The organism is Streptomyces sp. RK9, from assembly GCF_045070545.1.
Classification (GTDB): domain Bacteria; phylum Actinomycetota; class Actinomycetes; order Streptomycetales; family Streptomycetaceae; genus Streptomyces; species Streptomyces alboflavus.
Genome location: NZ_CP173703.1, coordinates 4,480,228 through 4,503,506 on the forward strand (window position 1 = coordinate 4,480,228; position 23,279 = coordinate 4,503,506).

The window sequence follows — 23,279 nt, forward strand, 5'->3', positions numbered from 1 at the left end:
TGGTCCTTCGGGAGAGCGGTGGGTGAGGCCGGAGGCCGGAGAAAGGGACGACGGCGCCGGGTCAGGCGGTGCGGCGGACGAGCAGGATGTGGTCGGTGACCTCGGCCGTGCGTCCGTCCGGTCCGGTCGCTGTCCTGCGCGGTGTGTCGGCCCGCTCGACCGTCCACGTCATCGGGTCGAGGCCGATGCCCGCGGCGACTTCCTCCGGGGTCGGGTAGTGGACGTCGGGGTCCTGGTTCCACGACCACGGCGCGGCCGAGCCGTGGTCGACGACCAGGAGTCGCCCGCCCGGACGCAGCGCGTGCGCGGCCCTCCGCAGGACCGTCGCCCGGTCCAGGGCGAAGGGGGTCTGGAGGTAGTGGGCGGAGATCAGGTCGTACGTGCCCTGCGGGAAGGACTCCTGCAGGTCGTGCCGCGCGGTGACGACCCGGTCGCCGAGGCCGCGGGCGCGGGCGAGGCCGGACAGCCGCTCGACCGCCACGGCCGCGATGTCGACGGCGGTGACCCGCCACCCCTGGCGGGCGAGCCACAGCGCGTCGCCGCCGTCGCCGCAGCCCAGGTCCAGCGCGTCACCGGGCGGAAAACCCGCGGCGATCTGGGCGAGCCGCTGGTTCGGCCGCGGGTCGGTGGCCGCCTGGCGGCCGCCGTAGACGTCTTCCCAGAATGTGACTGCTTCGTGGGTGCTCATCGAGGCTCCTTGTGTCGGGATGCGCTCAGTGTCGGCAGGCCCGGCGGAACCTGGCACGCAATCTTGCGGTTCCGGCAAGATGGCCCCGTGGACCGTGGAACGGAAGACGTACTCGACGCGGTGGGACCGCGGCTGCGGGCGCTGCGGCGCGAGCGCGGCATCACGCTCGCCGATCTCGCGGCGGCGACCGGGGTGTCGGAGAGCACCCTGTCCCGGCTGGAGAGCGGACAGCGCCGGGCGAGCCTGGAACTGCTGCTGCCGCTCGCCCGGATCTACGACGTGCCGCTGGACGACCTCGTCGGCGCCCCGCGCACGGGCGACCCACGGATCCATCTGAAGCCGATCGAGCGGTTCGGGATGGTCTTCCTGCCGCTGTCCCGGCGGCCGGGCGGCGTGCACGCCTTCAAAATGATCATCCCCGCGCGGCCGCAGCCGCTGGAACCGACCCCGCAGACCCACGAGGGCTACGAATGGCTGTACGTCCTCAGCGGCCGCCTGCGCCTGGTGCTCGGCGAGCGCGACATGACGCTGCCGACCGGTGAGGCGGCCGAGTTCGACACGGCCATGCCGCACTGGCTGGGCAGCGCCGACGGGGGCGCGGTCGAACTGCTCATCCTGTTCGGCCTGCAGGGCGTCCGGGCGCACGTCCGCGCCGGTCCCCACGGGGGCTGAGCCCGGCGCGCCCCGGGCCGGTCAGGCGCGGGCGCGCGGCGGATGGGCGTGGTCGTAGCGGCGCCGGTTGGCGCCGATCTCCGTGCGGTGGGCGGTGGCCCAGTCGCCCAGCGCGGTGGCGGCGGCCAGCAGGGTCGAGCCGAGCCCGGTGAGGGCGTACTCGACGCGCCGATCACGCACGCGGCCGGGACCACGGTCGCCTCCGTCACCGCGCAGTTCGAGCTGCACGTCCTGGGGGCCGTGACCGCCGTGCGGCACGTCCTGCCGGGGATGCGCGCCCAGGGCGACGGCACGGTGCTGCTGACCACCGGAGTCTCCTCCACGATCCCGGCGCTGTTCCTCGCCAACGTCGGCATGGCCATGGCCGGCCTGCGCAACTGGGCGCACGCCCTGCACACCGAACTCGCCCCGGAAGGGGTGCACGTGGCCACGGTGACCATCTGACCCTTCCTGCCGGAAGGCGAGTTGATCATCACTGCTAGGTTCGTGACCATGCCCATGAAGACACTGCGGATTCCCACCCCGGACGGACAGGTCGACGGCTTCGCCGCGTTCCCCGACGACGGCGAGCGGCACCCGGGCGTGCTGCTGTACATGGACGCGTTCGGCCTGCGGCCCGTCCTGGAGGACATGGCCCGCGAACTGGCCGGGCACGGCTACTACGTACTCGTCCCCAACATCTACTACCGGCACGGCCCGACACCGCTCGTCGAACTGCCCGAGCACATAGGCGAGGAGGATCGCCCCGGGCTCTTCGCCCAGCTCATGCCCCTGGTCGAGGCGCACACCACGGAGCGGGTCCTGCGCGACGCGGACGCCTACCTCGCGTTCCTCACCGAGCAGCCCGAGGTGAGCGAGGGGCCGGTCGGCGTGCTGGGCTACTGCCTGGGCGCGGTTCTCGCGATGCGCACCGCGACGGCCCACCCCGGCCGGGTGGCCGCCGTCGCCGGATTCCACCCCGGGGCCCTGGTCACCGACGCGCCCGACAGCCCGCACCGCCGCATCCCCGAACTCACCGCCGACGTCCACATCGGCCTCGCCGAGGGCGACATGACCCCCGAGGCCATCAGCGAGCTCAACGAGGCCCTGGACGCCGCGGGTGTCGGCTACGCCACGGAGATCTACCCCGACACCGTCCACGGCTTCACCATGGCCGACACGGCGGCCTTCAGCCCCGCTGCACGCCAGCACCACTGGGACCGGCTGCTCCCGCTCCTCAGCCGCACCCTGGAGGTGCGAGGGCCGCGCTGACGTGGCATCGGGAACGGCTACCGGCCGTTCCCGACCGCCCCGGCCCCGCCCGTCCACGCCAGCAGCTCGTCGACGCCCCACGCCGTGACCACGCGCTCCACCGGCACCTCGCACTCCTCGGCCCGCGCGCACCCGATGATCTGCCAGTCGAGCTGGCCGGGCGCGTGGGCGTCGGTGTCGACGGCGAACAGAGTGCCCGCGGCGACCGCCCGGCGCAGGAGCCGTCGCGGCGGGTCCTTGCGTTCGGGCCTGCTGTTGATCTCCACGGCCGTCCCGGACTCGGCGCAGGCGGCGAACACCGCGTCGGCGTCGAAGGCCGATTCGGGCCGGCCCCGCTCGCCGAGGAGGCGGCCGGTGCAGTGGCCGAGGATGTCTGCGTGCGGGTTGCGCACGGCCTTCAGCATGCGGCGGGTCATGGCGGGCGCGTCCATGCGCAGCTTGGAGTGGACGGAGACGACCACGACGTCGAGCCGGGCGAGGAGTTCGGGATCCTGGTCGAGCGTGCCGTCCGGCAGGATGTCGCACTCGATGCCGGTGAGCAGCCGGAACGGCGCCCACTTCGCGTTGAGTTCGGCCACGACGTCCAGCTGCGCGCGCAGCCGGTCCGGCGAGAGTCCGCGCGCGATCGTCAGGCGCGGCGAGTGATCGGTGAGCACGGCCCACTCGTGGCCGAGGGCGGCGGCGGTCCTGCCCATCTCCTCGATGCCGCTGCCGCCGTCGGACCAGTCGGAGTGCAGGTGGCAGTCGCCGCGCAGCAGGGAACGCAGCCGTGTGCCGCCGTCGGTCACCAGCGGCTTGCGGGACGCCTCCTCCAAGTCGGCGAGATACGCGGGCACTTCACCGCGCAGCGCCTCCCGCACCACCTTCCCCGTCTTCGGTCCTACGCCCTTCAGCGCCTCAAGGGTCCCCGTCCGCACCCGCTCGGCGAGATCGTCCGGCGGGAGGGCGGCGACGGCGGCCGCGGCGGTACGGAAGGCCCGCACCCGGTAGGTGGGGGACTGGGCGCGTTCGAGGAGGAAGGCGATCCTGCTCAGCGCCTCGACGGGCTCCATCGGCACCACCTCCCGACCGTGGCGCGCCTCATGCGCGGAACCACACCGTGGTGGCGTTGCAGAACTCCTTGATGCCGTGGCCGGACAGCTCACGGCCGTAGCCGGAACGCTTGACGCCGCCGAACGGGAACGCCGGGTGCGAGGCGGTCATGCCGTTGAAGAAGACGCCGCCCGCCTGCAGATCGCGTACGAAACGCTCCACATCGCCGTCGTCGCGGGTCCACACGTTGGAACTCAGGCCGAAAGGCGTGTCGTTGGCGACGGAGACGGCTTCGTCGAGGTCCGCGACCCGGTAGACGGTGGCCACGGGGCCGAAGGTCTCCTCGTGGTGGATGCGCATCTCGGGGGTGATGCCGGAGAGTACGGTCGGCTCGTAGAAGAATCCGTCGCTCAGGCTCGGGTCGAGTCCCTTGGGCCGCTGTCCGCCGCAGTGTGTGACGGCGCCGCGGCGCACGGCGTCCTCGACCAGTTCCTCCAGGTCGGCCCGGCCCTGCGCGCCGGACAGCGGGCCCACGTCGGTGTCCTCGGCCATCGGGTCGCCGACGGTCAGGGCTGCCATGCGCTCGCTGAACCTCTCCAGGAACGCGTCGTGGACCTCGGTGTGCACGATGAACCGCTTGGCGGCGATGCAGGACTGGCCCGCGTTCTGCACCCGGGCCGTCACGGCGGTACGCGCGGCGGCGTCCACGTCGGCCGACGGCATCACGACGAACGGATCGCTGCCGCCCAGCTCCAGCACGGTCTTCTTGATCTCGTCCCCGGCGACGGAGGCGACCGCCCGCCCCGCGCCCTCGCTGCCGGTGAGCGTGGCGGCGGCGACGCGCGGATCGCGCAGGACGTCCTCGACGGCGCCGGACCCGATGAGCAGCGTCTGGAAGCAGCCCTCGTCGAAGCCCGCGCGGCGGAAGAGGTCCCCCAGGTAGAGGGCCGTCTGCGGCACGTTCGAAGCGTGCTTGAGCAGCCCGACGTTGCCCGCCATCAGGGCGGGCGCGGCGAACCGGACCACCTGCCAGAGGGGGAAGTTCCACGGCATCACGGCGAGGACGACGCCGACCGGCCGGTAGCGCACGAACACCCTGCCGGCGCCGGAGTCACGCACATCGTCGTCGGCGGGGTGCTCGTCGGCCAGCAGGCCCTCGGCGTGGTCGGCGTACCAGCGCATGGCCTTGGCGCACTTCCCCGCCTCCGCCCGGGCGGCGGCCAGGGGCTTGCCCATCTCCCTGGTGATGGTGCGCGCGACGGTGTCCGCCTCCTCGTCGAGGAGGCGGGCGGCGCGGTGCAGGAGGCCGGCCCGGTCGGCGAAGGAGGTGGTGCGGTAGTGCGCGAAGGATGCCGCTGCCCGGGCGAGGCGCTCCTCGACCTCATTGGCCCCCAGTGGTTCGAAGGTCCGCTCGGTCCTGCCGGTCGCCGGATTCACCGTTGCGATGGGCATGCGCCTGCCCTCCTGGTAGGTCTCACCCGATGCTTCGACCTTGTCGCGTCGGGCGTGCGGGCGCAACGCGGAGGGCGCCGCGGGACGGGCGGCGGCTCGCGGCGTCAGGATCCCCCGGCGGCGTCCGGGGCGAGGAGCCGCAGCAGCCCGGCGTGGAGGGCGGCCGTGGCCTCGGCGGCGGGCACGCGTCCTGCCCGGGTCTCCTCCGCCGTGGCGTGGCTCAGTGCGATCACGGCCGCCACCTGCCAGGAGAGCGCGGGCCCCGGGTCGAACGCGCCGCCGCCACGCCCGCGTTCGAGGACGTGCGCGATGCGGTCGGCGATCGGACGGTGGCGCTCCCGGTCCTCGTCGGGCGGTGCCGCGCGGGCGCCGAGGCTGACCAGGGCCGGGTACGTCTCGGCGGCGCGCCAGGCCGCGTCGAGCAGCCGGAGGAGCGCGTCCGGCGCCGGGCCCTCGTCGGCGCCCGCGGCGTCCATCGCCTCCGCCACCCGCTCCGTCACGCGGTCGACGACGGCCGTGAGCAGGTCGTCCCGGGAGGAGAAGTGGGCGTAGACGGTCTGCCGGGTGACTCCGGCCGCGGTCGCGACGGCGGCCATGCCCGCGTCGGGGCGCTCGCCGAGGAGCTGGACGGCCGCGTCGAGGACGGCGGTACGGCTGCGTTCGGCGTCGGCGCGGCGCCGTGGAGGAGAACTCAACTCTTACACCTTGTCAAAGTTGATGGGTTCTCCATATCTTACAGGCTGTAAGAGTTGCTGGGGCGGTGCCGTGCGGGCCGCCCCGCCGCGCCCGAAGGGGAGCGTCATGCGGCGCGCCCGGAGAGGACAGCCGTGAAGCCACTGGCCCAGAGCACGCCCGAGCAGTTCATCACCGACTTCTTCACCACGTTCCACGAGCAGGTCGTGCGGGGCGACCACGACCCGGCCCCGGCCATGGCCCGCTTCTACGCGCCCGACATCGTGATGGTGAGCGACGGCATCCGGCTGGACTGGGACGAGCTCCTCGCCCACATCCGCCCCGTGCGCAAGAACCTGGCGCCGGACGACGAGGCCCGGTTCGAGGTCCACGAGGCCATCGCGGACGGCGACCGGATCGCGGCACGCCTCACCATCCACGCGGCGACGCGCAGGAAGCGGATCGCGACGGAGGTCGTGGCGTTCTACACCTTCACGCCGGACGGCCGGATGGCCGAGTCCCACGGCTGCACCCGGATCGTCACCGACACGCCGACGGCTCCTGAACCCGAGCGGCGGGAGTAGCGGGACCGGGGGGAGGGGGGCGAGGGCGCGCCCGCCGCCGGGGAACCGGCTGCGGGCGCTCGCGCTGTCCATGTGTGGGCGTCAGACGCGGTAGATGTACAACGCGTACTGGTGGGGCGCGGTCTGGGAGCAGGTGTAGTTGGACGCTCCGGCGTTCTGGACCGCCCACTGGCCCGCGTGGTGGCAACTGGCCAGATCCGAGTACGTACCCCAGGGGATCCACGCCGTCGGACGGATGGTCGCGGCCGACACCGTGTCGGCCTGGGCCGCCGGAGCGGCCAGCACTCCGGCGCCGGCGATGGCAGTGGCGGCGGCCGCGGTGGCGAGCAGCTTGCGCAGGGGCATGACGGTGAGCCCTCCCTTTGTGGTCAGGGGCCGGCGGGGTCCGTGCTCCGCCGGCTGAAGGAAGACTGGTCCAGACCTGTTGGGTCGGGCAACGGGAAGTGCGTATTCCGTGGTGAATTGACCGATAGCCGGATATCGCGGCCGATTATGTGGGCATCGAGTGAAGGCATACGGGACGACCGATGAGTTCTGCGGCGCCGAGTCGTCTGCATGGTGGGCGCGTCCCCACGCGCCTGCGGCAGGGGGACGACGAGACGACAAGGAGCGTGCGCACCATGGCCGAGGAGAACGTGAGCGCCACCCTCACGATCACCGTGCCGATCGCGGGCGTGTTCGCGGTCCTCGCGGACCCGACGACCCATGCCGCGATCGACGGCACCGGCTGGGTCCAGGACCCTGTGGACCGGGCGCGGTTGAGCGAGGTGGGGCAGATCTTCCGGATGGACATGTACCACCCCGGCCACCCCGACGGCGACTACCAGGTGGCCAACAAGGTCCACGTCCTCGACCCGCCGCACGCCATCGGCTGGCTGACGGGGTACGACCCCAAGGGCGACGGCAACCTGGAGTTCGGCGGCTGGTTCTGGCGCTACGACCTGACACCGCTCGGCCCGTCCACGACCGAGGTCACGCTCACCTACGACTGGTCGGCCGTCCCGCAGTCCGTCCGTGCGTACCTCGAGTTCCCGCCGTTCGGCCCCGAACACCTCACCGACTCGCTGGCCCACCTGGCCGACCTCGCCGCACCGGCAGCCCGCGCCGGGACTACCGCGACGGCCGCAGGAGTGCGCCCAGCTCGGCGTACATCTCGGTGACGGCGGCGTCGACCACCCGGGAGCGGGTGTCGTAGCTGATGAACCCGTGGATGAGCCCGGGATACCGGTGCCTGCGGACCGGGACACCGGCGGCGGCCAGGGTGTCGGCGTAGGCCAGACCCTCGTCCCGCGACCGTCGGCGCCGGACCGGACCCCTGTGGCCGGTAGATCCGCACGGACACCCCGACCAGGCGGTCGTCGCGCACCGAAGCCGCCTCGATCGGCGGGTCGGGCGCGACCGCGAGCGACAGCGTCCGGTTGCCCGCCCGCATCTCCGCCACAGTGGGCGCGGCGGCTGGCGGCGGCCCGTCCACCCCGAACTGCTGCAGCAGCGCCGCGATCTGCGGGTCGATGGGGCTCAGGGCCATCGCGGCACCCTTCCGGTCCGGTGCCCGAGGCGCACATCCCCCGCGTCTGCCGTCCCACCGTAGACCGGGTCCTCCACGGCCCTCACTCATACCGAGACCACTCGGGTGACCGCGCGGGCCGGGTCCGGGCCTCGCAACCGGGTGGCGCCGCCCGGAACCGGGGCCGGTCCGTACCGGGGCGAACCGGGACAGAACGAGGGTGCGCACTGTCCCGGACACGTCCCGGACAGATCATCCCGTGCCTCAAGGCGCCCTTCCCTCCAGCCTGATGGCAGCGCCCCCTCCCCGGGGTGCGCACCCCACCACCACGGCACCGGAGGGAGGCATCCGCATGGCCCGAACGCTCCGGCCGCACCGCGCGGTCCTGGACGAGATCGCGGGGCTGTGGCACGTACCGGCGCTGCGGTCCGCCGGGCCGCCGCGATTACGAGTGGGCCTTCGCGCCCTGCACCTCGGCGGCGTGTGGGTCGCGGCCCTGGCGTGCCCATCGACCAGCTTCGCCCGCACGCTGCGGCTCATCCACCGCTACGACCCGCAGGTCTGCCACGTGCTCCACATGCGCAGAGGCCAGGCCACCCTCGACACCGGGCGGCGCCGCACCCGCGTCGGCGCCGGGCAGATGGTGTTGATGGACAGCTCCCGGCCCTACAGCGGGCAGTTCGACGGCCCCACCGGAGCCCACTCCTTCGTGATCGTCCAATTCTCGCGCGCCGTCCTGCAGTTGCCTCCGCGCAGCGTCCAGCGGCTCCACGTCGCTCCCGTCCCCCTCGGTCCCGGCATGGGCGTCGCGCTGTCGCGCTGGCTGTCCGACATCACGGCCCGCGCGCACGAATTCGCCCAGGCCGACGGGCCTTTCCTCACCGACGTCACCACGAGCCTGATCGCCTCCGTGCTCCGCGGCGCCGTCAGCCCCGACGATGCCCTGCTCCCCGAGGACCGCAGACAAGCCCTCCGCACACAGATCCGGCAGTTCGTCCGACGCCACCTCGCCGACCCCCTCACCCCCGACGACATCGCGGCGGCCCACCAGATGTCCCGGCGCACCCTCTACAGCCTCTTCGAGGAGGACGGACTGACCGTGGCCGCCTGGATCCGGCAGGAACGGCTCGAACGATGCCGGCGCGACCTCGCCGATCCGCGCCTCGCGGGGCAGCCGATCCACTCCATCGCCGCACGCTGGGGCTTCCCCGACAAGGCGCACTTCAGCCGGGCGTTCCGGTCCGCGTACGGCGCCGCGCCGCGCGACTTCCGGCGCCGCGCGACCCTGCACGCATCGACAACCGCCCTGCGCCCGGGGACAACGACAGCCCCGTAGCCGTGCCCGCACTCTCGTGGCAGGGGCATCTACACGGTGTCCCCACGACCCCTAAGGAGCGAGACATGTTCCGAAAGCTCGAAGGGCTGGGCAGCAGGATGCTGGACCGCCTGGTGCCGACGGTGGAGGCGTCCGCCGCGGAGGCGGCGTGTACGTGCCGCAGGTGCGTGCAGGGCAGCTCCGGCTGTGCTGCTACCGGGAACAGGTGGTACCAGAAGCGCCCGTGCAGCGGCGGCCCCTGGGTCTACGACCGCTGCGCCAACTGCACCCCCGGCTCGGGGACGTGCGCCTGACATCCGACTGTCCCGTCGTGACCGCCGTGCGGTGGGTGCCCGCCCACCGCACGGCTCCCTCCCGCCGCGCGAGCCCCGTGCCCACAACGCCGTGGCCACCGGCTCGCCCGACCCCCGTGCCCTCGGAGGACGACCCATGGAGTACCTGATCGCGGGAGCCCGCGCACTGCTGGGGCTTGTGTTCCTGGTGTCCCTCGTCGGCAAGGTCGCCGGCGGGGCGAAGGACGGGGGGCGGGGCGGGGCGAAGGACCGGGCGCGGCGTGGGGGCAAGGGCGGGGCGACACGGGGTGGGACCAGAGGCGACGCCTTCGCCGCCTTCCTCGCCTCCGTCCGGTCCCTCCGCGTCGTACCGCCTGCCCTCGTCCGCCCGGTCGCCCTGACCGTCATCGCCGGGGAAGCGGCCGTGTGCGTGCTCCTCGCCGTCCCGGCGCGGGGCGCCACGACGGCCGGACTCCTCGTCGCCGCCGCCCTCTTGACGGCCTTCACCGTGGGCATCGCGGCGGCCCTGCGCCGGGGAGCCACCGCCCCCTGTCGCTGCTTCGGCGCCTCCTCGACCCCGCTCGGCACCCCCCACCTCGTACGCAACGCCGTGCTCTGCGCCCTCGCGCTGGCCGGGGCACTCGGCGCACCGACGGCCGCCGACGCCCCGCCGGGCGGTGGCCTGGTGGCCGGGGTCGCGGGGCTCGTCGCCGGAGCCCTCGTCACCCAGCTCGACCACCTCCTCGCCCTCTTCCGGCCGCTGCCCGCGCCCCCGCGCACCGCGGAACCGCACGCTCACTGAGCCGACCCGCGCACCCAAGCAGCCGCCCCGCACACCCGCCGCCCCCGCACGCCCACCAAGGAGCCAAGGAGCCGTCATGCCCGTCCTGTCCGCCGCTGTGACCCTCGTCGGAATCCTCTGCGCGCTGAACCTGGTCCTCACCCTCGGTGTCGTCAAACGGCTGCGGGAGCACACCCAGTTGCTCGGCGCCGCGCGGGGAGAGCCGTCCCAGCTCGAAGTGGGCGAGGAGGTGGGCGAGTTCGACACGACGAGCACCCTCGGGGAACCCCTGATGCGCGACCTGCTTTCCGGTCCCGTGCTGTTCGGCTTCTTCTCCCCGACCTGCGAGCCCTGCCGGGACAAGCTGCCCCGCTTCGTCGAGTACGCGCGGCAGGAGCCGGGCGGACGCTCCTCGGTGATCGCCACCGTCGTCGGCGACGCCGACGAGGCCGCCGCGTTCGTGGCCGAGCTGAGCGACGTCGCACACGTCGTCGTCGAGGAGCCCGGCGGCGCCCTCGCCACCGCGTTCCGGATCCGCGCCCTGCCGAGCGTCCTGCGCGCCGACCGTGACGCCGAGGGCCGGTACGCCGTCGTGGACGACGACGTGACGCTGACCCGCCCGGCCGACCTGCCCGCGTGACCGGAGCCATGCCCCCCGCCCCCGGCCCGGGGCGGGCGGGCCGCACGCGCCTTCCCCGGTACGCGGCGGCGGCCGTCGCCCTCGCGGCACGGTCGGCACCCGCGGTCTTCACCGGCCACGTCCTCCTGACGCTCGCCGCGGGCGCGCTGCCCGTGGCGGGCGCCTGGCTCACCAAGCTCGCCCTGGACGGCCTCACGGACGGCGGCGCGTCGGCGGCCACGCTCGTCGGCCTGGCGGCGGGACTCGCGGGCGTCGGCGTGGTGACCGCGGTGACCGGGCACGTCAACCAGTACCTGCGGGCCCAACTCGACCGCGCCGTCGGCCTCCTGACGCAGGCCCGCCTGTCCACGGCCGTCAACGGATTCGTGGGGCTCGAACGGTTCGAGAGCCCCACCTTCCTCGACCGGCTGCGCCTCGCCCAGTACGCGAGCAGCACCGGACCCGGCCAGGCGGTCAACGGCATCCTCGGCCTCGTCCAGTCCGCGCTCACGGTCACCGGCTTCCTCGGCTCGCTCTTCGTCCTCAGCCCCACCATGACCGCGCTGGTGCTCCTCGCGGGAGTGCCCGCGCTCGTCGCCGAACTGCTCCTGTCCCGCCAACGGGTGCGCCTGCACTGGGACATGGGGCCCACGGAACGACGGGAGATCTTCTACAGCCGACTCCTCTCGACGGTCGAAGCCGCCAAGGAGGTACGGCTCTTCGGCATCGGCGCCTTCCTCCAGGGCCGGATGCTCACGGACCGCCGGACGGTCAACGCGGCCAACGCGCACCTCGACCGGCGGGAAGCACTCGTCCAGTCCGGGCTCGCGCTGCTCGCCGCGCTGGTCTCCGGCGGGGGAGTGGTGTGGGCCGTCCTCGCGGCGCGCTCGGGGCACCTCTCCGTGGGCGACATCGCGATCTTCATCGCGGCGGTGGCCGGGGTGCAGGCCGCGCTCACCGCCGTCGCGGGACACGTCGCGGGCTGCCACGAGGCCCTGATGCTGTTCGAGCACTATCTGGACATCGTCGGCTGCGCCCCGGACCTGCCGGTGGCCGCAGCCCCGGCCCCGCTGCCCGCGCTGCGTCAGGGCGTCGAGTTCCGCGACGTGTGGTTCCGGTACTCCGACGAACACCCCTGGGTGCTGCGCGGGGTCAGCTTCCGGCTCCGGCACGGCGAGTCCCTCGCGCTCGTGGGACTGAACGGCTCCGGCAAGTCCACCCTGGTCAAACTCCTGTGCCGGTTCTACGACCCGACGCGCGGGACGATCCTCTGGGACGGCGTCGACCTGCGCGACGCCGACCCGGCGCAGCTGCGCACGCGGATCGGCGCGGCGTTCCAGGACTACATGGCGTACGACATGACGGCCGCCGAGAACATCGGCCTCGGCGACCTCGACGCCTTCGACGACACCGGACGGATCCAGGGGGCGGCCGCGCGGGCCGGGATCCACCACAAGCTGTCCACGCTGCCCCGGCAGTACGACACCCTGCTGTCCCGGCGCTTCCCCACGCTGTCGGAGGACGGCGAGGCGGCCACCGGCGTCGTGCTCTCCGGCGGCCAGTGGCAGCGCCTCGCGCTGGCCCGCGCGTTCCTGCGGGACGAGCGGGACCTGATGGTCCTGGACGAACCGGCGTCCGGCCTCGACGCGCAGGCCGAGGCGGAGATCCAGGAGGCGCTGCGGGCGCACCGCCGCGGCCGGACCAGCCTGCTGATCTCCCACCGCCTCGGCTCGGTCAGGGAGGCCGACGTGATCGTGGTCCTGGCCGGGGGACAGGTCGTCGAACAGGGCAGCCACACCGACCTCATGGCCGTGTGCGGGGAGTACGCGCGGCTGTTCACCCTGCAGGCGTCGGGCTACCGGACCGCGGAGAGCGGCCCCGCCGTCGAGGAAGCGGTCCACCGATGACGGCCCGCGGCTACCGGGCCGCGTCCGCCGCCGTACTCGGCCTCGCGGGCGTCGCGGTGCTGCTGCGGCACGCGGTGGTCCGGGTGACCGTGCGCGGCAGCAGCATGGAGCCCGTGTACGAGGACGGAGCCCGGGTCCTCGTACACCGGGGCGGAAGCATCACGGTGGGGCGGGTGGTCGTGCTCGCGGACCACCCGCCGCGTGGGAGCAGGCGTCCGGCAGCGGTGGACCACACGGTGCCGGGCGGACGGTGGATCATCAAACGCGTGGCCGCCGTCCCCGGCGACCCGGTCCCGCTGGACCGCGTACCGGGCCTGGACCCGGCGGCAGGCCCCCTCGTGCCGCCCGGCCGCCTCGTGCTGCTCGGCGACAACCCGGAGCACAGCTACGACTCGCGCCACGCGGGCTACTTCGCCGTGGAACGCGTCCTCGGCACGGTGGTCGGAGGCCGCACTCCACCCCCGCGCCCCCGCAGCGGACGACAGCGCGGCCGCGCCCCGGAGGCTGTCCGGGAGTCGACGCAGCGGGTTGCCCGCACGCGGCGTGCGAGGCGACTATGGCGGCCATGGGGGAGAAAGGTGACTCAGGTCCTCAACAGGCCACCACCGCCGACGAGTTCATCGCGGCCCTGCGGGACCTCAAGGAGCGGTCGGGCCTGACGTACCGACAGCTGGAGGACCGGGCCGCCGAACGGGGCGAGGTGCTGGCGCGCAGCACGCTCGCGGAGGTGCTCGGCGGACGGCGTGCGCCCCGCCCCGAGTTGCTGGGCGCGTTCGTGCGGGCGTGCGGGGACGCCGGGCGAGCGGACGAGTGGATCGAGGCGTGGGAGGCCCTCGCGCGCAAGGGGGCCGGGCCCACGGCAGTCGACGAGCGGGCCAGGTTCCCTGTGAACGTGTTGGTGAACATACTGCGGCTGCGTGTCCCCTCGCGCGTCGTGGTGGTCGCGATGGCGGTGGCGGCCCTCACCGCGGCCGTCACCGCCTGGTCGGTCCTCTCCACCGGGGACGCCGGTGACGGAGGGAAGGCGGGGAACGGGGGAGACGGCGGCCCGGCGGCGGCGAGCGCGAGCGTCTGGCCGCGCCTGCCGGGCGGACGGGTGCAGATCCGTCCCGTCGTCGCCGACGGGATGTGCGTCACGGACGGCCGGGTGCGCGGGTACGAACCGCTGGTGGCCGTCCAGCGCCCCTGCGGCGAAACGGCCCCGCAGGAGACCCTGCTGGAACCGCTGGGCGGGAGCAACTACCGGATCCGCTGGTACCACCCCGATCACGGTCGCGCGTGCCTGAAGGCCCTGGACGGCACGGCCGTCGCCGGTCTGCTGGAGCCGTGGGAGGCCTGCGACCAGGCCAGCCGCTTCCACATCGAACCCACCGGTGCGGACGGCAGCCGCCGGTACACCCTGCGGGTGGAGGGCCAAGGGTGCATGGCCGTCAAGGGGGCGAAGAAGACGGCGAACACCGCCGTGGTGATGCGGCCGTGCGAGGCCAAGCCCCACCACGTCTTCGTCATCGAGCCGGCGCCCTGAGCCCTTCACCGCAGCACCCCGCAGACGGACTCAGCGGTCCCGCGCCCCCTCCCGCTCCCACGTCGACGCGCCCTGCCAGCTGTACGAGGGGCGCCCCGCCTTGCTGCTGGTGCGGAACGGTTTGCCCTGGTCGTCGACGCGCAGCACACTGTGCCGGTCGCCGCTGGACCACTCCAACTCCAGGTACCAGCGCACGTCGTGCAGTTTCGTGCTCGCCCTGACGCGGAACACCTCGCGGTCGCTCTCGCTGACCTTGTACGGGAAGTCGCGCTGGCCCGCCGTGGTCGTGACGCGCGGGGCCGCCTCGTCGAGGTCGACGGCGAAGGACCGGGTGGACGCCTCGGCGCCGCAGCCGGACCCCATCTGGTAGGTGTTCCAGTCCAGCGGCGCGTCCGTGCCCTGCACGCGGACGTTCATGTCCTGCAGGACGACGGTCTCCTTGCCCAGGCCCTGCACGGTGACCTCGACGTACTGGTCGCCGGCCGGCACGGCGCCGAGGTCGCCCACCCAGCCCGGCGCGTCCTGCTCGACGGGCGGCCGCGGCACCTCGTCCGGCTTCCGGTTCACCAGGAAGCTGGGCGCGCAGCCGTCCTCGTACGCATAGGGCTCGGTGCGGGCGGTCAGCGGCGCGCCGGAGTCTGCGCCCCGCGCGCGACCGGCCGCGGGGCCCTTGTCGTCGTCATCGCCGCCGTTCATGAGGACGGCGGCGGAGCCGATGCCCAGAACCGCGGCGACGGAGGCCGCGAGGACGAGGGTCCGGCGGCGTCGGCGTGCGGGGGACGGGGGCGGGGAGGGTGCCGGAGGGCTGGGGCTCGGCACGGGCTCGGGCTGCGGCTCGGCCTCCGGCTTCTGCGGGGGCTCGGCCTTCGGCTCGGGCTCCTTCGTCGGCTGCGGCTCCGGCTGTGGCGTCGGCTCCGGTTCCTTCTTCGGCGCGGGCGCCGGTGCGCCGGCCGCCGGAGGTTCCGTCTTGCGCCCCCGGTCCGCGTCCGCCAGGATCCACCGCCGGTGGACCTCGACCAGCTCCTCCGGCGTCGCCCCGCAGAGCCGGGCGAACCGCTCCACCGGCCCGAAGTCGGTGGGCACCGCGTCCCCGTTGCAGTACCGGTGCAACGTGGACGTACTCATCTGGAGCCGCTTGGCCAGCACTCCGTAGCTGAGCCCGGACCGCTCCTTGAACTCCCGAAGCAGCTCCGCGAGCGACGCCATCTCCACCTGCCCCATTCCAGTCCTGTTGCTCAGGTCCCGAGTCCGAGACGCTGAAAGGATCAATCGCGGTTCCGTTTGTGTGCGAAATCCCGCAGTCCGTCACTACAACCGGTCTGCAGTGCGCGACAGCCCGTGAGGGCACCGCAATCGGCCGTACAGTCGCAGCAGTTGACGGGAAGGGCACATCGCATGATCCATGACCTGGGCGAACTCGGCCGCGTGGGACGGGCGCTGAACGAGGCTCTGGAGCTGTTCGAGGGCGAGCGGAGACGGCTGGAGGAACTGCACGGCCCGGCACCGTACGGGGACAGCTCGGCGGGCAGCCCCATGCAGACCATGCACGGGATCGGTGAACTGTCCCGCGGCGTGCAGGACGCGCTCAAGTACCTCGCTCTGGGCGCCGGGTACATCGCGTTCGGCCTGGACAAGCGGGCCGACCACGCGGTGTCGATGGCCCGCCGGAAGCCGGTGGGCGTGCCCTCAGGGGTGGACCGCATGAAGCGTCCGCTCGGCGAGGGCACCGTGCGGGGCCTCGAGATGATCCGCGACCTCGACGACTTCTTCTCCGACGACATCGGCCTCGCCGTGGACGTGGCCCTCTCCGCACCGGAGGCCACGTATCCACCGAGCGACTGGTCGGTGTACCACCGGGAACGCCCGTCCTGAGCGGACGGGACAGGACGAGACCGGAGTGCTGCGGCCGGGCGGGCGACGTTCACGCCCGCCCGGCCGTAATTCGATTGACCCGGCCACAGGGTGACGTTGCACTGAGGCGCGACACCACGGGCAGTGGTGCGCGTATTCGGGAGGCAACGGCAGCCATGGACATCCGCCCCACGACCGACCAGGACTTCGACGTCTTCGTCGACACCATGCTCGCCGCGTTCGGACGGTTTCGGGATGCCCTGCCCGGCGGCGGCCTCTGGTGGGCGGCGCTCGAAATGGACCGCGGCCTGTTCGCCGTGGCGGCGGACGGACGCCCTGTCGGCACCGCCGCCGCGTACTCCTTCGACCTGACCCTGCCCGGAGAGGTCCTCGTCCCGGCCGCCGGGGTCACCGGCGTCGGTGTCCTGCCGTCGCACCGACGCCAGGGCGTGCTCAGCGCGCTGATGCGGCACCAGCTCACCGAGCTGCGGGCGCGCGGCGAGTTCCTCTCGGTGCTGCTCGCGTCCGAAGCCGTGATCTACCGCAGGTTCGGCTACGGACCGGCGACCCGCACACAGCGCCTCACGGTGCCGCGCCACAAGGCCGCTCTCGCCCGGCCCCGCGCGCACGGAACGGTCGCGTCCGCGGCGACCGGCGCGGACCCCGGCTCCGTCGAGGTGCTGCGGCGCAGCGAGTGCGGCGAGATCCTCGAAGAGGTGTACGACCGCTACCGCCGCGCCCAGCCGGGCGCCCTGTCCCGGCCGCACCGCTGGTGGGCCCTGGGCGCGGGACAGCCCCCGGTCTCCCCGGCGCCCCGCTACGTCGCCGTGCACCGCGACGCCGACGGCGTCCCGGACGGCTACGCCAGTTACGCGCTCGGCGACCCCGACACCACCTTGACGGTCGACGAGACCATCGCCGTCGACGACGACGCCGCCACGGCCCTGGCCGGATTCGTCCTGGGCCACGACCTGATCACCCAGGTCGTGTTCAAGAACTTCCCGCCCGACCATCCCCTGCGCTGGCAGCTCGCGGACTTCCGGGCCGGTCAGGTGAGCGACGACACCGACGGGCTCTGGGTACGGCTCCTGGACATCCCCCGCGCGCTCACCGCCCGCGGCTGGTTCGAGGACGGCGAGCTGGTCCTCGACGTCGACGACCCCTTCCTCGGCGAGCGGAGCCGCCACCTCCTGACCGTCAGGGACGGCAAGGCCGACTGCGTCCCGACGGACCGGGAACCCGACCTGTCCCTGGACGTGAGCGACCTGGCCTCGCTCTACCTCGGCGGCACCGCCCCGAGCACGCTTCTACGGGCCGGGCACATCCGGGCCCACCACCCGGCCGCGGCCACCCGCGCCGACGCCCTCTTCCGCACCGACCGCGCCCCGTACTGCCTGCACTGGTTCTGACCGCGCACCACGGTCCCGCGCAGCACCGCCCCGTTCCCCGGTGTCCAGGGTAGGACCGGCAGTCCCAGGAAGATCTCTCCCTTACCCCTGGCTCGCGGCCGTCACAGGCTTGTTCCCGGCAACGGATCAAGCACAGGAGGACACGATGCCGCTCACTCTCGACACCTACCGGCTCCTCGGCCGCTCCGGGCTGCGGGTCTCACCGCTGGCGCTCGGCGCGGCGACCTTCGGCACCGAGTGGGGCTGGGGCGCCGAGCAGGACGAGGCCCGCAAGCTGTTCGACCTCTATGTCGAGCGCGGCGGCAACTTCATCGACACCGCGAGCACCTACACCGAGGGCAGCTCCGAGCGGCTGCTGGGCGAATTCGCCCACGGCCGCCGCGAGAGCCTGGTCCTCGCGACGAAGTACTCGACGCTGCGCCGCCCCGGCGACCCCAACTCGGGGGGCGGCCACCGCAAGAACCTGTTCGCCTCGGTGGAGACCAGCCTGCGCCGCCTGCGGACGGACTACGTCGACCTGCTCTATCTGCACCTGTGGGACGCCGTGACGCCGGTCGAGGAGATCCTGCGCGGCCTGGACGACCTGGTCCGCCAGGGCAAGGTCCTGTACGTGGCGATCTCCAACGCCCCGGCCTGGCAGGTGGCGCGCATGCAGACGGTCGCCGACCTGCGCGGCTGGTCGCCGCTGGTCGCGCTGCAGATCGAGTACAGCCTGATCGAGCGGGCCGGGGAGCGCGACCTGATCCCCATGGCGCGCGAGCTCGGCCTGGGCGTCGTCCCGTGGTCACCGCTCGGCGGCGGGGTGCTCACCGGCAAGTACAGCCGCGCGGACCTGACCGCGACGGACGTCGCCGCCGACGGCACCCGCAAGAGCGTCACCGTCGCGGGCGGCGCGCTGAGCGAGCGCAACTTCGCGATCGTGGACGTGGTGAAGGAGGTCGCCGCGGAGCTGGGCCGCACGCCCGCCCAGGTCGGCCTCGCCTGGACCCTGCGGAACCCGGCCGTGACGGCACCCGTCATCGGCGCCCGCACCCCAGCCCAGCTGAGGAGCAACCTCGGCGCCCTGGAGGTCGACTTCACCGCCGCCCAACTGGACCGCCTCGACGCGGCGAGCGCGATCGACCTCGGGTTCCCGCACGCCCTGCTCGCCGGTGACTTCGTCCGCACGCTGCTCCACGGCGACATGGTGGTCGAAGCCCGCCGCTGACCCTCGGGCGACGCCCTGCGGGCCGCGTCACGCGACCCGCAGGACGCTCGGCTCAGTGGTTGTTCGCGCCGTTGCCGGAGAGCGCGGAGATGTCCTCGAGGATGTGCGACCCCGGCTCGTCGCCCTTGCCCTGCGTGGAGTTCTCGGCGCACTGCTGGTTCTGCGGGGCCGAGAGGATCGGGATGTCCTGGACCGCGACCGGGACGAGGATGCCGACGATGGCGCCCGCGTTCGCCTTGACGGGCACGCCGAGGCAGAGCTTGTTCAACGAGCCCTGGACCGCGGCCCCCTGCGCGCTCAGGTTCCCCTTGGTGACGTTGTTGCCGAACGCCTGCTCGGCGCCGTTGCCACTCAGGCTGGAGGTGCCCTCGTCGTCACCGATGGCGGCGGCGCTCCCGGTGGCCCCGGTGAGGGCGATGGCGGCGACGCTGAGGGCGTAGGGGAGGTTACGGATGTGCATGTCACTCCAGTGCAGAGCTTCGGTCAGGGAGACATGAATCAATACATCCTCCGATGCCCTGAGTTGGGGGATATTCGCCCATTGGCAGGATGTCGGCGTGGTGGGGCTGACGACGATCACCCCATGTGATGAGGCCGAATGGCTGACGCGGCACGGGAGGGGGCCCCGGGCCGCGGCGGCCTCCCGGCGCGTGGTCAGTCCTGCTCGGCGGCTGCGGTCAGGGGCGACACGGGGCGCTCGAAGAACGTCTCCAGGACCACCGTCGCCTGCGTGCCGCTGACACCGTCGATCGCGTACAACCGCCGCAGCACGTCCTGCAGTTGCCGTGTGGTCGCGGTCCTGACCTTCACCAGGACGGACGCGCTGCCCGCGATGACGTGCGCCTCGAGGACCTCGGGGAGCGCGGCGAAGCTCTCCGCGGTGTCGCCCATCCAGGAGGTCGAGTCGACCGTCACGAAGGCCAGCACGCCGCCGCCGACCGCCGCCGGGTCCACTTCGGCCGCGGTGCGCAGGATCACGCCGCGCTCACGCAGCTTCCGCACCCGCTCGTGGGCGGCACCGGCGGAGAGGCCCACGGCCTGGCCGAGGGCGGCATAGGGCTGGGTGGCGTCCTGCTGGAGCTGCTCCAGCAGAGCGCGGTCGATGTGATCCATTGCATTCCATTCATTGAGGACTGTCAGTGACCATACGCCATTCTGCAACCTATGCTCATGGCCGAAGATTCTTCGGTTCTTCTGGATGTCACTGTGGAAGGGGGAGGCGCCATGAGCAGCGAGCGCCCCGCGTTGTACGAGATGTTCGACGACCGGTTCCGGACCGGGCGGTGCATGAACGGCGACGACGGGCTCGAGGTCCTGTACACCGGCTGCCGCTGGGCCGAGGGGCCCCTCTATGTGCCCGCCTGGCGACAGGTCGTCTGGAGCGACATCCCGAACGACCGCATGCTGCGGTGGGACGAGGAGACCGGCGCGGTCGGCGTCTTCCGCCGGTCCGCCGGGCACACGAACGGCAACACCCTCGACCGCGAGGGCCGCCTGATCAGCTGTGAGCAGGGCAACCGGCGGGTGACCCGCACCGAGCACGACGGCACGATCACGGTGCTCGCCGACCGTTGGCAGGGCAAGCGGCTGAACAGCCCGAACGACGCCACCGTGAAGTCCGACGGGTCGATCTGGTTCTCCGACCCGGACTTCGGCATCACCAGTGACTACGAGGGCTACCGCGCGCAGAGCGAGATCGGCGCCAACAACGTCTACCGCGTCGATCCCGGCACGGGCGAAGTGCGGCTGGTCGCGGACTGCTTCGGCGCCCCGAACGGCCTGGTGTTCTCGGCGGACGAGCGGCGCCTGTTCGTCTCCGACACCCGGGCGGGCCTCATCCGGGTCTTCGACGTACGGGACGACGGCACGCTGTCCGACGGCGAGGTCTTCGCCGCGGCCGCCGCCCGCGAGGCCGCCCGCTTCGACAACCTCCGCTTCGACGACGGCGGCCGGCTGTGGGCCGCCGCGATGGACGACGGCGTGCACTGCTACGACCCCGACGGCACGTTGATCGGGCGGCTGGACGTCCCCGAGGCGGTCGCCAACATCTCCTGGGGCGGCGTCAAGCGCAACCGCCTCTTCATCACGGCGGAGACCAGCCTCTACTCGGTGGTCATGGGCGTCACCGGCACCCACCCGACCGGACCGGGGCGCCGCCCTTGGCTCGACGCGACGCCCCGGTGACCGCCTGAGTGACCCCTCGGATGTACGTCTCACGCGGCGCCCCGCGCACCGTCCCCACCGCCATCGCGACCCGCGCGCCGACACCGCCGCGGCCAGGTCCCAGACGTGCACGGCGCCGCCGCCGTCCGCTCCTCGGAGCCGGTCACCGCGATGGCCCGAGCGCCGACGGCAGCGGTGTCCAAGGCCAGGACGCGACCACGACGGGGCGGTCACCGAGCCGCGCGAAGGAGGCGGCCACGACATCGCCTTCGTACGAGTCGAACGACGCGACCTGCTCGTCGCGTGCCAGATCCCATACGTCGACCTGGTCGCCGCCGGACGCGACCAGTGAGCGGCCGTCGACCCACGCGGCGGCGAGGCTCGTGATGTCGTAGAGGTCGTTGGGGACTTCGACCGGTGGGGTGCGGCCGGACGGTTCCCGGAGCAGGAGTTGGCCCACGTACTGCGAGCCCGTGACGAATCGCGGCGGTCCTTCGCCCCGCACCGAGGCGAGGACCACGCGCCCGTCGACGACCGCCACCGCCACCTTGTCGATCTCGTTCTCGGCGTCGGGGTACCGGGCGGCGAGCGGGTCCCCGGCGATAGGTAGGCCAAGGCTCCGACATCCGGGCTCAGTTGGGCGAGGTGACCTGGCCGCGGTCGGTCGGAGCCGTGTCGTGCCGTGTCGCGGCCCGCTCGGTGCCGTCCTGCCCCGCGCCGGTCCTGCCGCGCGTGCTGGCCAGGGCCACGAGGAGCCCCAGAGCGGTGACTCCCGCCGCCGGTACGCCGAGCCACGCGGGCGAGACCGCCTGCTGCGCGAGCCCGCCGAGTGCCCCGCCCAGGGCGACGCCGACGTAGATCGCCGAGGCGTTGAGGCCGAGGAGCACCGGTGTGGCCGCCGGGGCGTGGGCGATGAGCCGGGCCTGCTGCGGGACCACGGGTATGCCCGCGCACAGGCCCAGTGCCGCCGTCCACACGAAGGCGGTCCCGAGCGTCTCCACGGCCGCGCGGCCGGTGGCGAGCACGACGACGGCGGCGGCGAGGCTCCCGAGCAGGACCCGCTCGGGCCGGTGCCGGTCGGAGAGCCGCCCGGCGAGCAGGTTGCCGCCGAGGACCCCGAGCCCGAAGACGAAGAGCACGGCGGTGAGCGTGGCCTCGGAGCCGCCCGTCACTTCGGCGAGGGCGGGCGCGATGTAGGTGTAGAGCAGGTAGGTCCCGGTGAGGGCGAGCATGGTGACGGTCAGGACCCCGAGGACCCACCGGTCCTTGAGGGGAGCGAGCCGGGCCCTGAACGTGGCGGCGGGCAGCGTGATCCGCGGAATGCCGAACGCGATGCCGAGCGCGGCCACGGCACCCAACGCGGCGACGGCCCACAGCGTCAGGTGCCAGTCGCCGCGCCCGATGAGGGTGCCCAGCGGGAGGCCGATCGCGCTGGAGAGCGTGAGCCCGCCGAGCACGAACGCGAGGGCCCGGCCCCGGCGTTCCGGGGGCGCGACGGCCACCGCCGCGCTGGAGGCGGTGGAGGAGATGATCCCGGCCCCGGCCGCGGTCACGACGCGGGCGGTCATGACGGCGCCGTACGAGGTCGCGAGGGCCGTGGCGGCGTTGCCGACGACGAAGACGCCGAGCGCCAGGAGCAGGGCGGTGCGGCGGTCGAGGGCGCTGGTCGCCCAGCCGAGGACGGGGGCGGCGACCGCGAGGGTCAGCGCGAAGACCGTGACGAGCTGCCCGGCCGTGGGCACGCTGACGTCCAGGTCGTCGGCGATGGCGGGGAGGAGTCCGGCGATCACGAAGCCGTCGGTGCCGACGGCGAACGTCGCGAGGGCGAGGGGCAACAGGCGTCTGTACATGGGCCATCCATTCCGCGGCACGGTGCGTCGGGCGGTTCGACGCGCCCACAACGTAACCAACGCATGGATGGTTGTCCATGTATCAATGTGTGGGCTAGCCTGACGGCCGTGCAGCCATGGACAGGGCGACGGACAGGACGGACGGACCGGTCATGCGTGCGGTGACCCAGCCGGCGAAGGACGAGATCAAGCTCGTCGAGATCCTCCACGCGCTGGCGGATCCGGTCCGCCTCGCGATCCTGGCCCGCCTCGCCGACAGCGGCCGGGAGAGCTGCTCGGGCATCAGCGAGACCATCGACGTCCACCAGACGACGATGTCCCACCACTACCGCGTGCTCCGCGAGGCCGGACTCACCTGGACCACGGTCGAGGGCCGGTCACGGTACGTCAGCCTGCGCCGCGACGACGTGAACGACCGCTTCCCCGGCCTGCTCGACGCGGTGCTCACCCAGCTCCGGTCGGACTGACGCGCGCCCGGGCGGTCGCGAAGGAAGGCGAGAC

At 73.2% G+C, this 23,279-nt stretch carries 29 protein-coding genes; 17 read left to right on the forward strand and 12 right to left on the reverse strand.

From position 1 onward, the window contains the following. Nucleotides 1-61: 61 nt before the first annotated feature. On the reverse strand, nt 62-688 hold the full coding sequence (locus tag AB6L24_RS18280) for an SAM-dependent methyltransferase (protein ID WP_405656460.1): 627 nt from the start codon (nt 686-688) through the stop codon (nt 62-64). A gap of 87 nt (nt 689-775) precedes the next feature. Between AB6L24_RS18280 and AB6L24_RS18285 the strand changes: the two genes are divergently transcribed. Further along, the gene (locus AB6L24_RS18285) at nt 776-1,360 is read left to right on the forward strand and encodes a helix-turn-helix domain-containing protein (RefSeq protein WP_405656461.1); all 585 of its coding nucleotides are present in this window, start codon (nt 776-778) and stop codon (nt 1,358-1,360) included. Between the two features lie 21 nt (nt 1,361-1,381). Here AB6L24_RS18285 and AB6L24_RS18290 read toward each other — a convergent pair whose 3' ends face one another. Then, nucleotides 1,382-1,540, reverse strand: coding sequence for a hypothetical protein (locus AB6L24_RS18290; RefSeq protein ID WP_405657238.1), 159 nt, complete (start codon nt 1,538-1,540; stop codon nt 1,382-1,384). Between AB6L24_RS18290 and AB6L24_RS18295 the strand changes: the two genes are divergently transcribed. Together AB6L24_RS18295 and AB6L24_RS18300 are read left to right on the forward strand one after the other, a co-directional pair. After that, entirely contained in the window at nt 1,532-1,804 is a 273-nt protein-coding gene (locus AB6L24_RS18295) for an SDR family NAD(P)-dependent oxidoreductase (RefSeq protein ID WP_405657212.1), read from the forward strand. The two genes, AB6L24_RS18290 and AB6L24_RS18295, sit on opposite strands and share 9 nt — an antisense overlap. A gap of 48 nt (nt 1,805-1,852) precedes the next feature. Further along, complete coding sequence (locus AB6L24_RS18300; RefSeq protein WP_405656462.1) at nt 1,853-2,611, forward strand: dienelactone hydrolase family protein; 759 nt, start codon at nt 1,853-1,855, stop codon at nt 2,609-2,611. A gap of 17 nt (nt 2,612-2,628) precedes the next feature. On the opposite strand, the gene AB6L24_RS18305 is transcribed toward AB6L24_RS18300, so the two are convergent. The 3 genes from AB6L24_RS18305 to AB6L24_RS18315 all read right to left on the reverse strand — a co-directional run bounded on the left by AB6L24_RS18305 (nt 2,629) and on the right by AB6L24_RS18315 (nt 5,790). After that, nucleotides 2,629-3,663 (reverse strand): PHP domain-containing protein, encoded by a 1,035-nt coding sequence (locus tag AB6L24_RS18305; RefSeq protein WP_405656463.1) that lies wholly within the window; start codon nt 3,661-3,663, stop codon nt 2,629-2,631. Between the two features lie 28 nt (nt 3,664-3,691). Then, the gene (locus AB6L24_RS18310; protein ID WP_405656465.1) at nt 3,692-5,095 is read right to left on the reverse strand and encodes an NADP-dependent succinic semialdehyde dehydrogenase; all 1,404 of its coding nucleotides are present in this window, start codon (nt 5,093-5,095) and stop codon (nt 3,692-3,694) included. A gap of 104 nt (nt 5,096-5,199) precedes the next feature. Next, on the reverse strand, nt 5,200-5,790 hold the full coding sequence (locus tag AB6L24_RS18315; protein WP_405656466.1) for a TetR/AcrR family transcriptional regulator: 591 nt from the start codon (nt 5,788-5,790) through the stop codon (nt 5,200-5,202). 132 nt (nt 5,791-5,922) lie between these two features. On the opposite strand from AB6L24_RS18315, the gene AB6L24_RS18320 reads away from it, so the two are divergent. Then, nucleotides 5,923-6,351 carry a nuclear transport factor 2 family protein gene (locus AB6L24_RS18320; RefSeq protein ID WP_405656467.1) on the forward strand — a complete coding sequence of 143 codons (429 nt, stop codon included), beginning with the start codon at nt 5,923-5,925 and terminating at the stop codon, nt 6,349-6,351. An 81-nt stretch (nt 6,352-6,432) separates the two neighbouring features. Here AB6L24_RS18320 and AB6L24_RS18325 read toward each other — a convergent pair whose 3' ends face one another. Continuing rightward, the gene (locus AB6L24_RS18325) at nt 6,433-6,696 is read right to left on the reverse strand and encodes a hypothetical protein (protein WP_405656468.1); all 264 of its coding nucleotides are present in this window, start codon (nt 6,694-6,696) and stop codon (nt 6,433-6,435) included. A gap of 275 nt (nt 6,697-6,971) precedes the next feature. On the opposite strand from AB6L24_RS18325, the gene AB6L24_RS18330 reads away from it, so the two are divergent. Next, entirely contained in the window at nt 6,972-7,511 is a 540-nt protein-coding gene (locus tag AB6L24_RS18330; protein ID WP_405656469.1) for a polyketide cyclase, read from the forward strand. Here AB6L24_RS18330 and AB6L24_RS18335 read toward each other — a convergent pair. Then, nucleotides 7,462-7,794 (reverse strand): alpha/beta hydrolase, encoded by a 333-nt coding sequence (locus AB6L24_RS18335; protein WP_405657213.1) that lies wholly within the window; start codon nt 7,792-7,794, stop codon nt 7,462-7,464. The genes AB6L24_RS18330 and AB6L24_RS18335 overlap by 50 nt on opposite strands. Before the next feature lie 416 nt (nt 7,795-8,210). On the opposite strand from AB6L24_RS18335, the gene AB6L24_RS18340 reads away from it, so the two are divergent. The 7 genes from AB6L24_RS18340 (at nt 8,211) to AB6L24_RS18370 (ending at nt 14,298) form a co-directional block, all read left to right on the forward strand. Continuing rightward, complete coding sequence (locus AB6L24_RS18340; protein ID WP_405656471.1) at nt 8,211-9,194, forward strand: helix-turn-helix domain-containing protein; 984 nt, start codon at nt 8,211-8,213, stop codon at nt 9,192-9,194. A gap of 65 nt (nt 9,195-9,259) precedes the next feature. Next, a complete protein-coding gene (locus AB6L24_RS18345; RefSeq protein ID WP_405656473.1) occupies nt 9,260-9,487 on the forward strand; it encodes a hypothetical protein in 228 nt (75 codons plus the stop codon). Nucleotides 9,488-9,623: 136 nt separating this feature from the next. Then, entirely contained in the window at nt 9,624-10,268 is a 645-nt protein-coding gene (locus AB6L24_RS18350) for a MauE/DoxX family redox-associated membrane protein (protein ID WP_405656475.1), read from the forward strand. 76 nt (nt 10,269-10,344) lie between these two features. Beyond that, on the forward strand, nt 10,345-10,887 hold the full coding sequence (locus AB6L24_RS18355) for a TlpA family protein disulfide reductase (RefSeq protein WP_405656477.1): 543 nt from the start codon (nt 10,345-10,347) through the stop codon (nt 10,885-10,887). An 8-nt stretch (nt 10,888-10,895) separates the two neighbouring features. Beyond that, the gene (locus tag AB6L24_RS18360) at nt 10,896-12,773 is read left to right on the forward strand and encodes an ABC transporter ATP-binding protein (RefSeq protein WP_405656478.1); all 1,878 of its coding nucleotides are present in this window, start codon (nt 10,896-10,898) and stop codon (nt 12,771-12,773) included. Continuing rightward, nucleotides 12,770-13,432, forward strand: a complete 663-nt coding sequence (locus tag AB6L24_RS18365; protein WP_405656480.1) for a S26 family signal peptidase — start codon at nt 12,770-12,772, stop codon at nt 13,430-13,432. Before AB6L24_RS18360 ends, AB6L24_RS18365 begins: the two co-directional genes overlap by 4 nt. Then, on the forward strand, nt 13,339-14,298 hold the full coding sequence (locus tag AB6L24_RS18370; protein ID WP_405656482.1) for a helix-turn-helix domain-containing protein: 960 nt from the start codon (nt 13,339-13,341) through the stop codon (nt 14,296-14,298). The genes AB6L24_RS18365 and AB6L24_RS18370 overlap by 94 nt, the downstream gene beginning before the upstream one ends. A gap of 30 nt (nt 14,299-14,328) precedes the next feature. Here the strand turns inward: AB6L24_RS18370 and AB6L24_RS18375 are convergent, their stop codons facing one another. Further along, nucleotides 14,329-15,519 carry a helix-turn-helix domain-containing protein gene (locus AB6L24_RS18375; protein WP_405656483.1) on the reverse strand — a complete coding sequence of 397 codons (1,191 nt, stop codon included), beginning with the start codon at nt 15,517-15,519 and terminating at the stop codon, nt 14,329-14,331. Between the two features lie 174 nt (nt 15,520-15,693). Here AB6L24_RS18375 and AB6L24_RS18380 point away from each other — a divergent pair, with 174 nt between their 5' ends. The 3 genes from AB6L24_RS18380 (at nt 15,694) to AB6L24_RS18390 (ending at nt 18,765) form a co-directional block, all read left to right on the forward strand. Beyond that, nucleotides 15,694-16,170 carry a hypothetical protein gene (locus AB6L24_RS18380; RefSeq protein WP_405656486.1) on the forward strand — a complete coding sequence of 159 codons (477 nt, stop codon included), beginning with the start codon at nt 15,694-15,696 and terminating at the stop codon, nt 16,168-16,170. A gap of 155 nt (nt 16,171-16,325) precedes the next feature. Further along, nucleotides 16,326-17,558 (forward strand): GNAT family N-acetyltransferase, encoded by a 1,233-nt coding sequence (locus tag AB6L24_RS18385; RefSeq protein WP_405656487.1) that lies wholly within the window; start codon nt 16,326-16,328, stop codon nt 17,556-17,558. Nucleotides 17,559-17,703: 145 nt separating this feature from the next. After that, nucleotides 17,704-18,765 (forward strand): aldo/keto reductase, encoded by a 1,062-nt coding sequence (locus tag AB6L24_RS18390; protein WP_405656488.1) that lies wholly within the window; start codon nt 17,704-17,706, stop codon nt 18,763-18,765. Nucleotides 18,766-18,817: 52 nt separating this feature from the next. Here the strand turns inward: AB6L24_RS18390 and AB6L24_RS18395 are convergent, their stop codons facing one another. Both AB6L24_RS18395 and AB6L24_RS18400 read right to left on the reverse strand, forming a co-directional pair. Then, the gene (locus AB6L24_RS18395) at nt 18,818-19,225 is read right to left on the reverse strand and encodes a rodlin (protein ID WP_405656490.1); all 408 of its coding nucleotides are present in this window, start codon (nt 19,223-19,225) and stop codon (nt 18,818-18,820) included. A 194-nt stretch (nt 19,226-19,419) separates the two neighbouring features. Continuing rightward, nucleotides 19,420-19,878 carry an Lrp/AsnC family transcriptional regulator gene (locus AB6L24_RS18400; RefSeq protein WP_405656492.1) on the reverse strand — a complete coding sequence of 153 codons (459 nt, stop codon included), beginning with the start codon at nt 19,876-19,878 and terminating at the stop codon, nt 19,420-19,422. Between the two features lie 111 nt (nt 19,879-19,989). Here AB6L24_RS18400 and AB6L24_RS18405 point away from each other — a divergent pair, with 111 nt between their 5' ends. Further along, on the forward strand, nt 19,990-20,949 hold the full coding sequence (locus tag AB6L24_RS18405; protein ID WP_405656494.1) for an SMP-30/gluconolactonase/LRE family protein: 960 nt from the start codon (nt 19,990-19,992) through the stop codon (nt 20,947-20,949). A gap of 142 nt (nt 20,950-21,091) precedes the next feature. Here the strand turns inward: AB6L24_RS18405 and AB6L24_RS18410 are convergent, their stop codons facing one another. Then, nucleotides 21,092-21,469: a hypothetical protein gene (locus AB6L24_RS18410; RefSeq protein WP_405656497.1), complete on the reverse strand. Its 378-nt coding sequence runs from the start codon at nt 21,467-21,469 to the stop codon at nt 21,092-21,094. 91 nt (nt 21,470-21,560) lie between these two features. After that, nucleotides 21,561-22,778: an MFS transporter gene (locus AB6L24_RS18415; protein WP_405656498.1), complete on the reverse strand. Its 1,218-nt coding sequence runs from the start codon at nt 22,776-22,778 to the stop codon at nt 21,561-21,563. A gap of 152 nt (nt 22,779-22,930) precedes the next feature. On the opposite strand from AB6L24_RS18415, the gene AB6L24_RS18420 reads away from it, so the two are divergent. Next, nucleotides 22,931-23,245 carry an ArsR/SmtB family transcription factor gene (locus tag AB6L24_RS18420; protein WP_405656500.1) on the forward strand — a complete coding sequence of 105 codons (315 nt, stop codon included), beginning with the start codon at nt 22,931-22,933 and terminating at the stop codon, nt 23,243-23,245. The last annotated feature ends 34 nt before the right edge of the window (nt 23,246-23,279 follow it).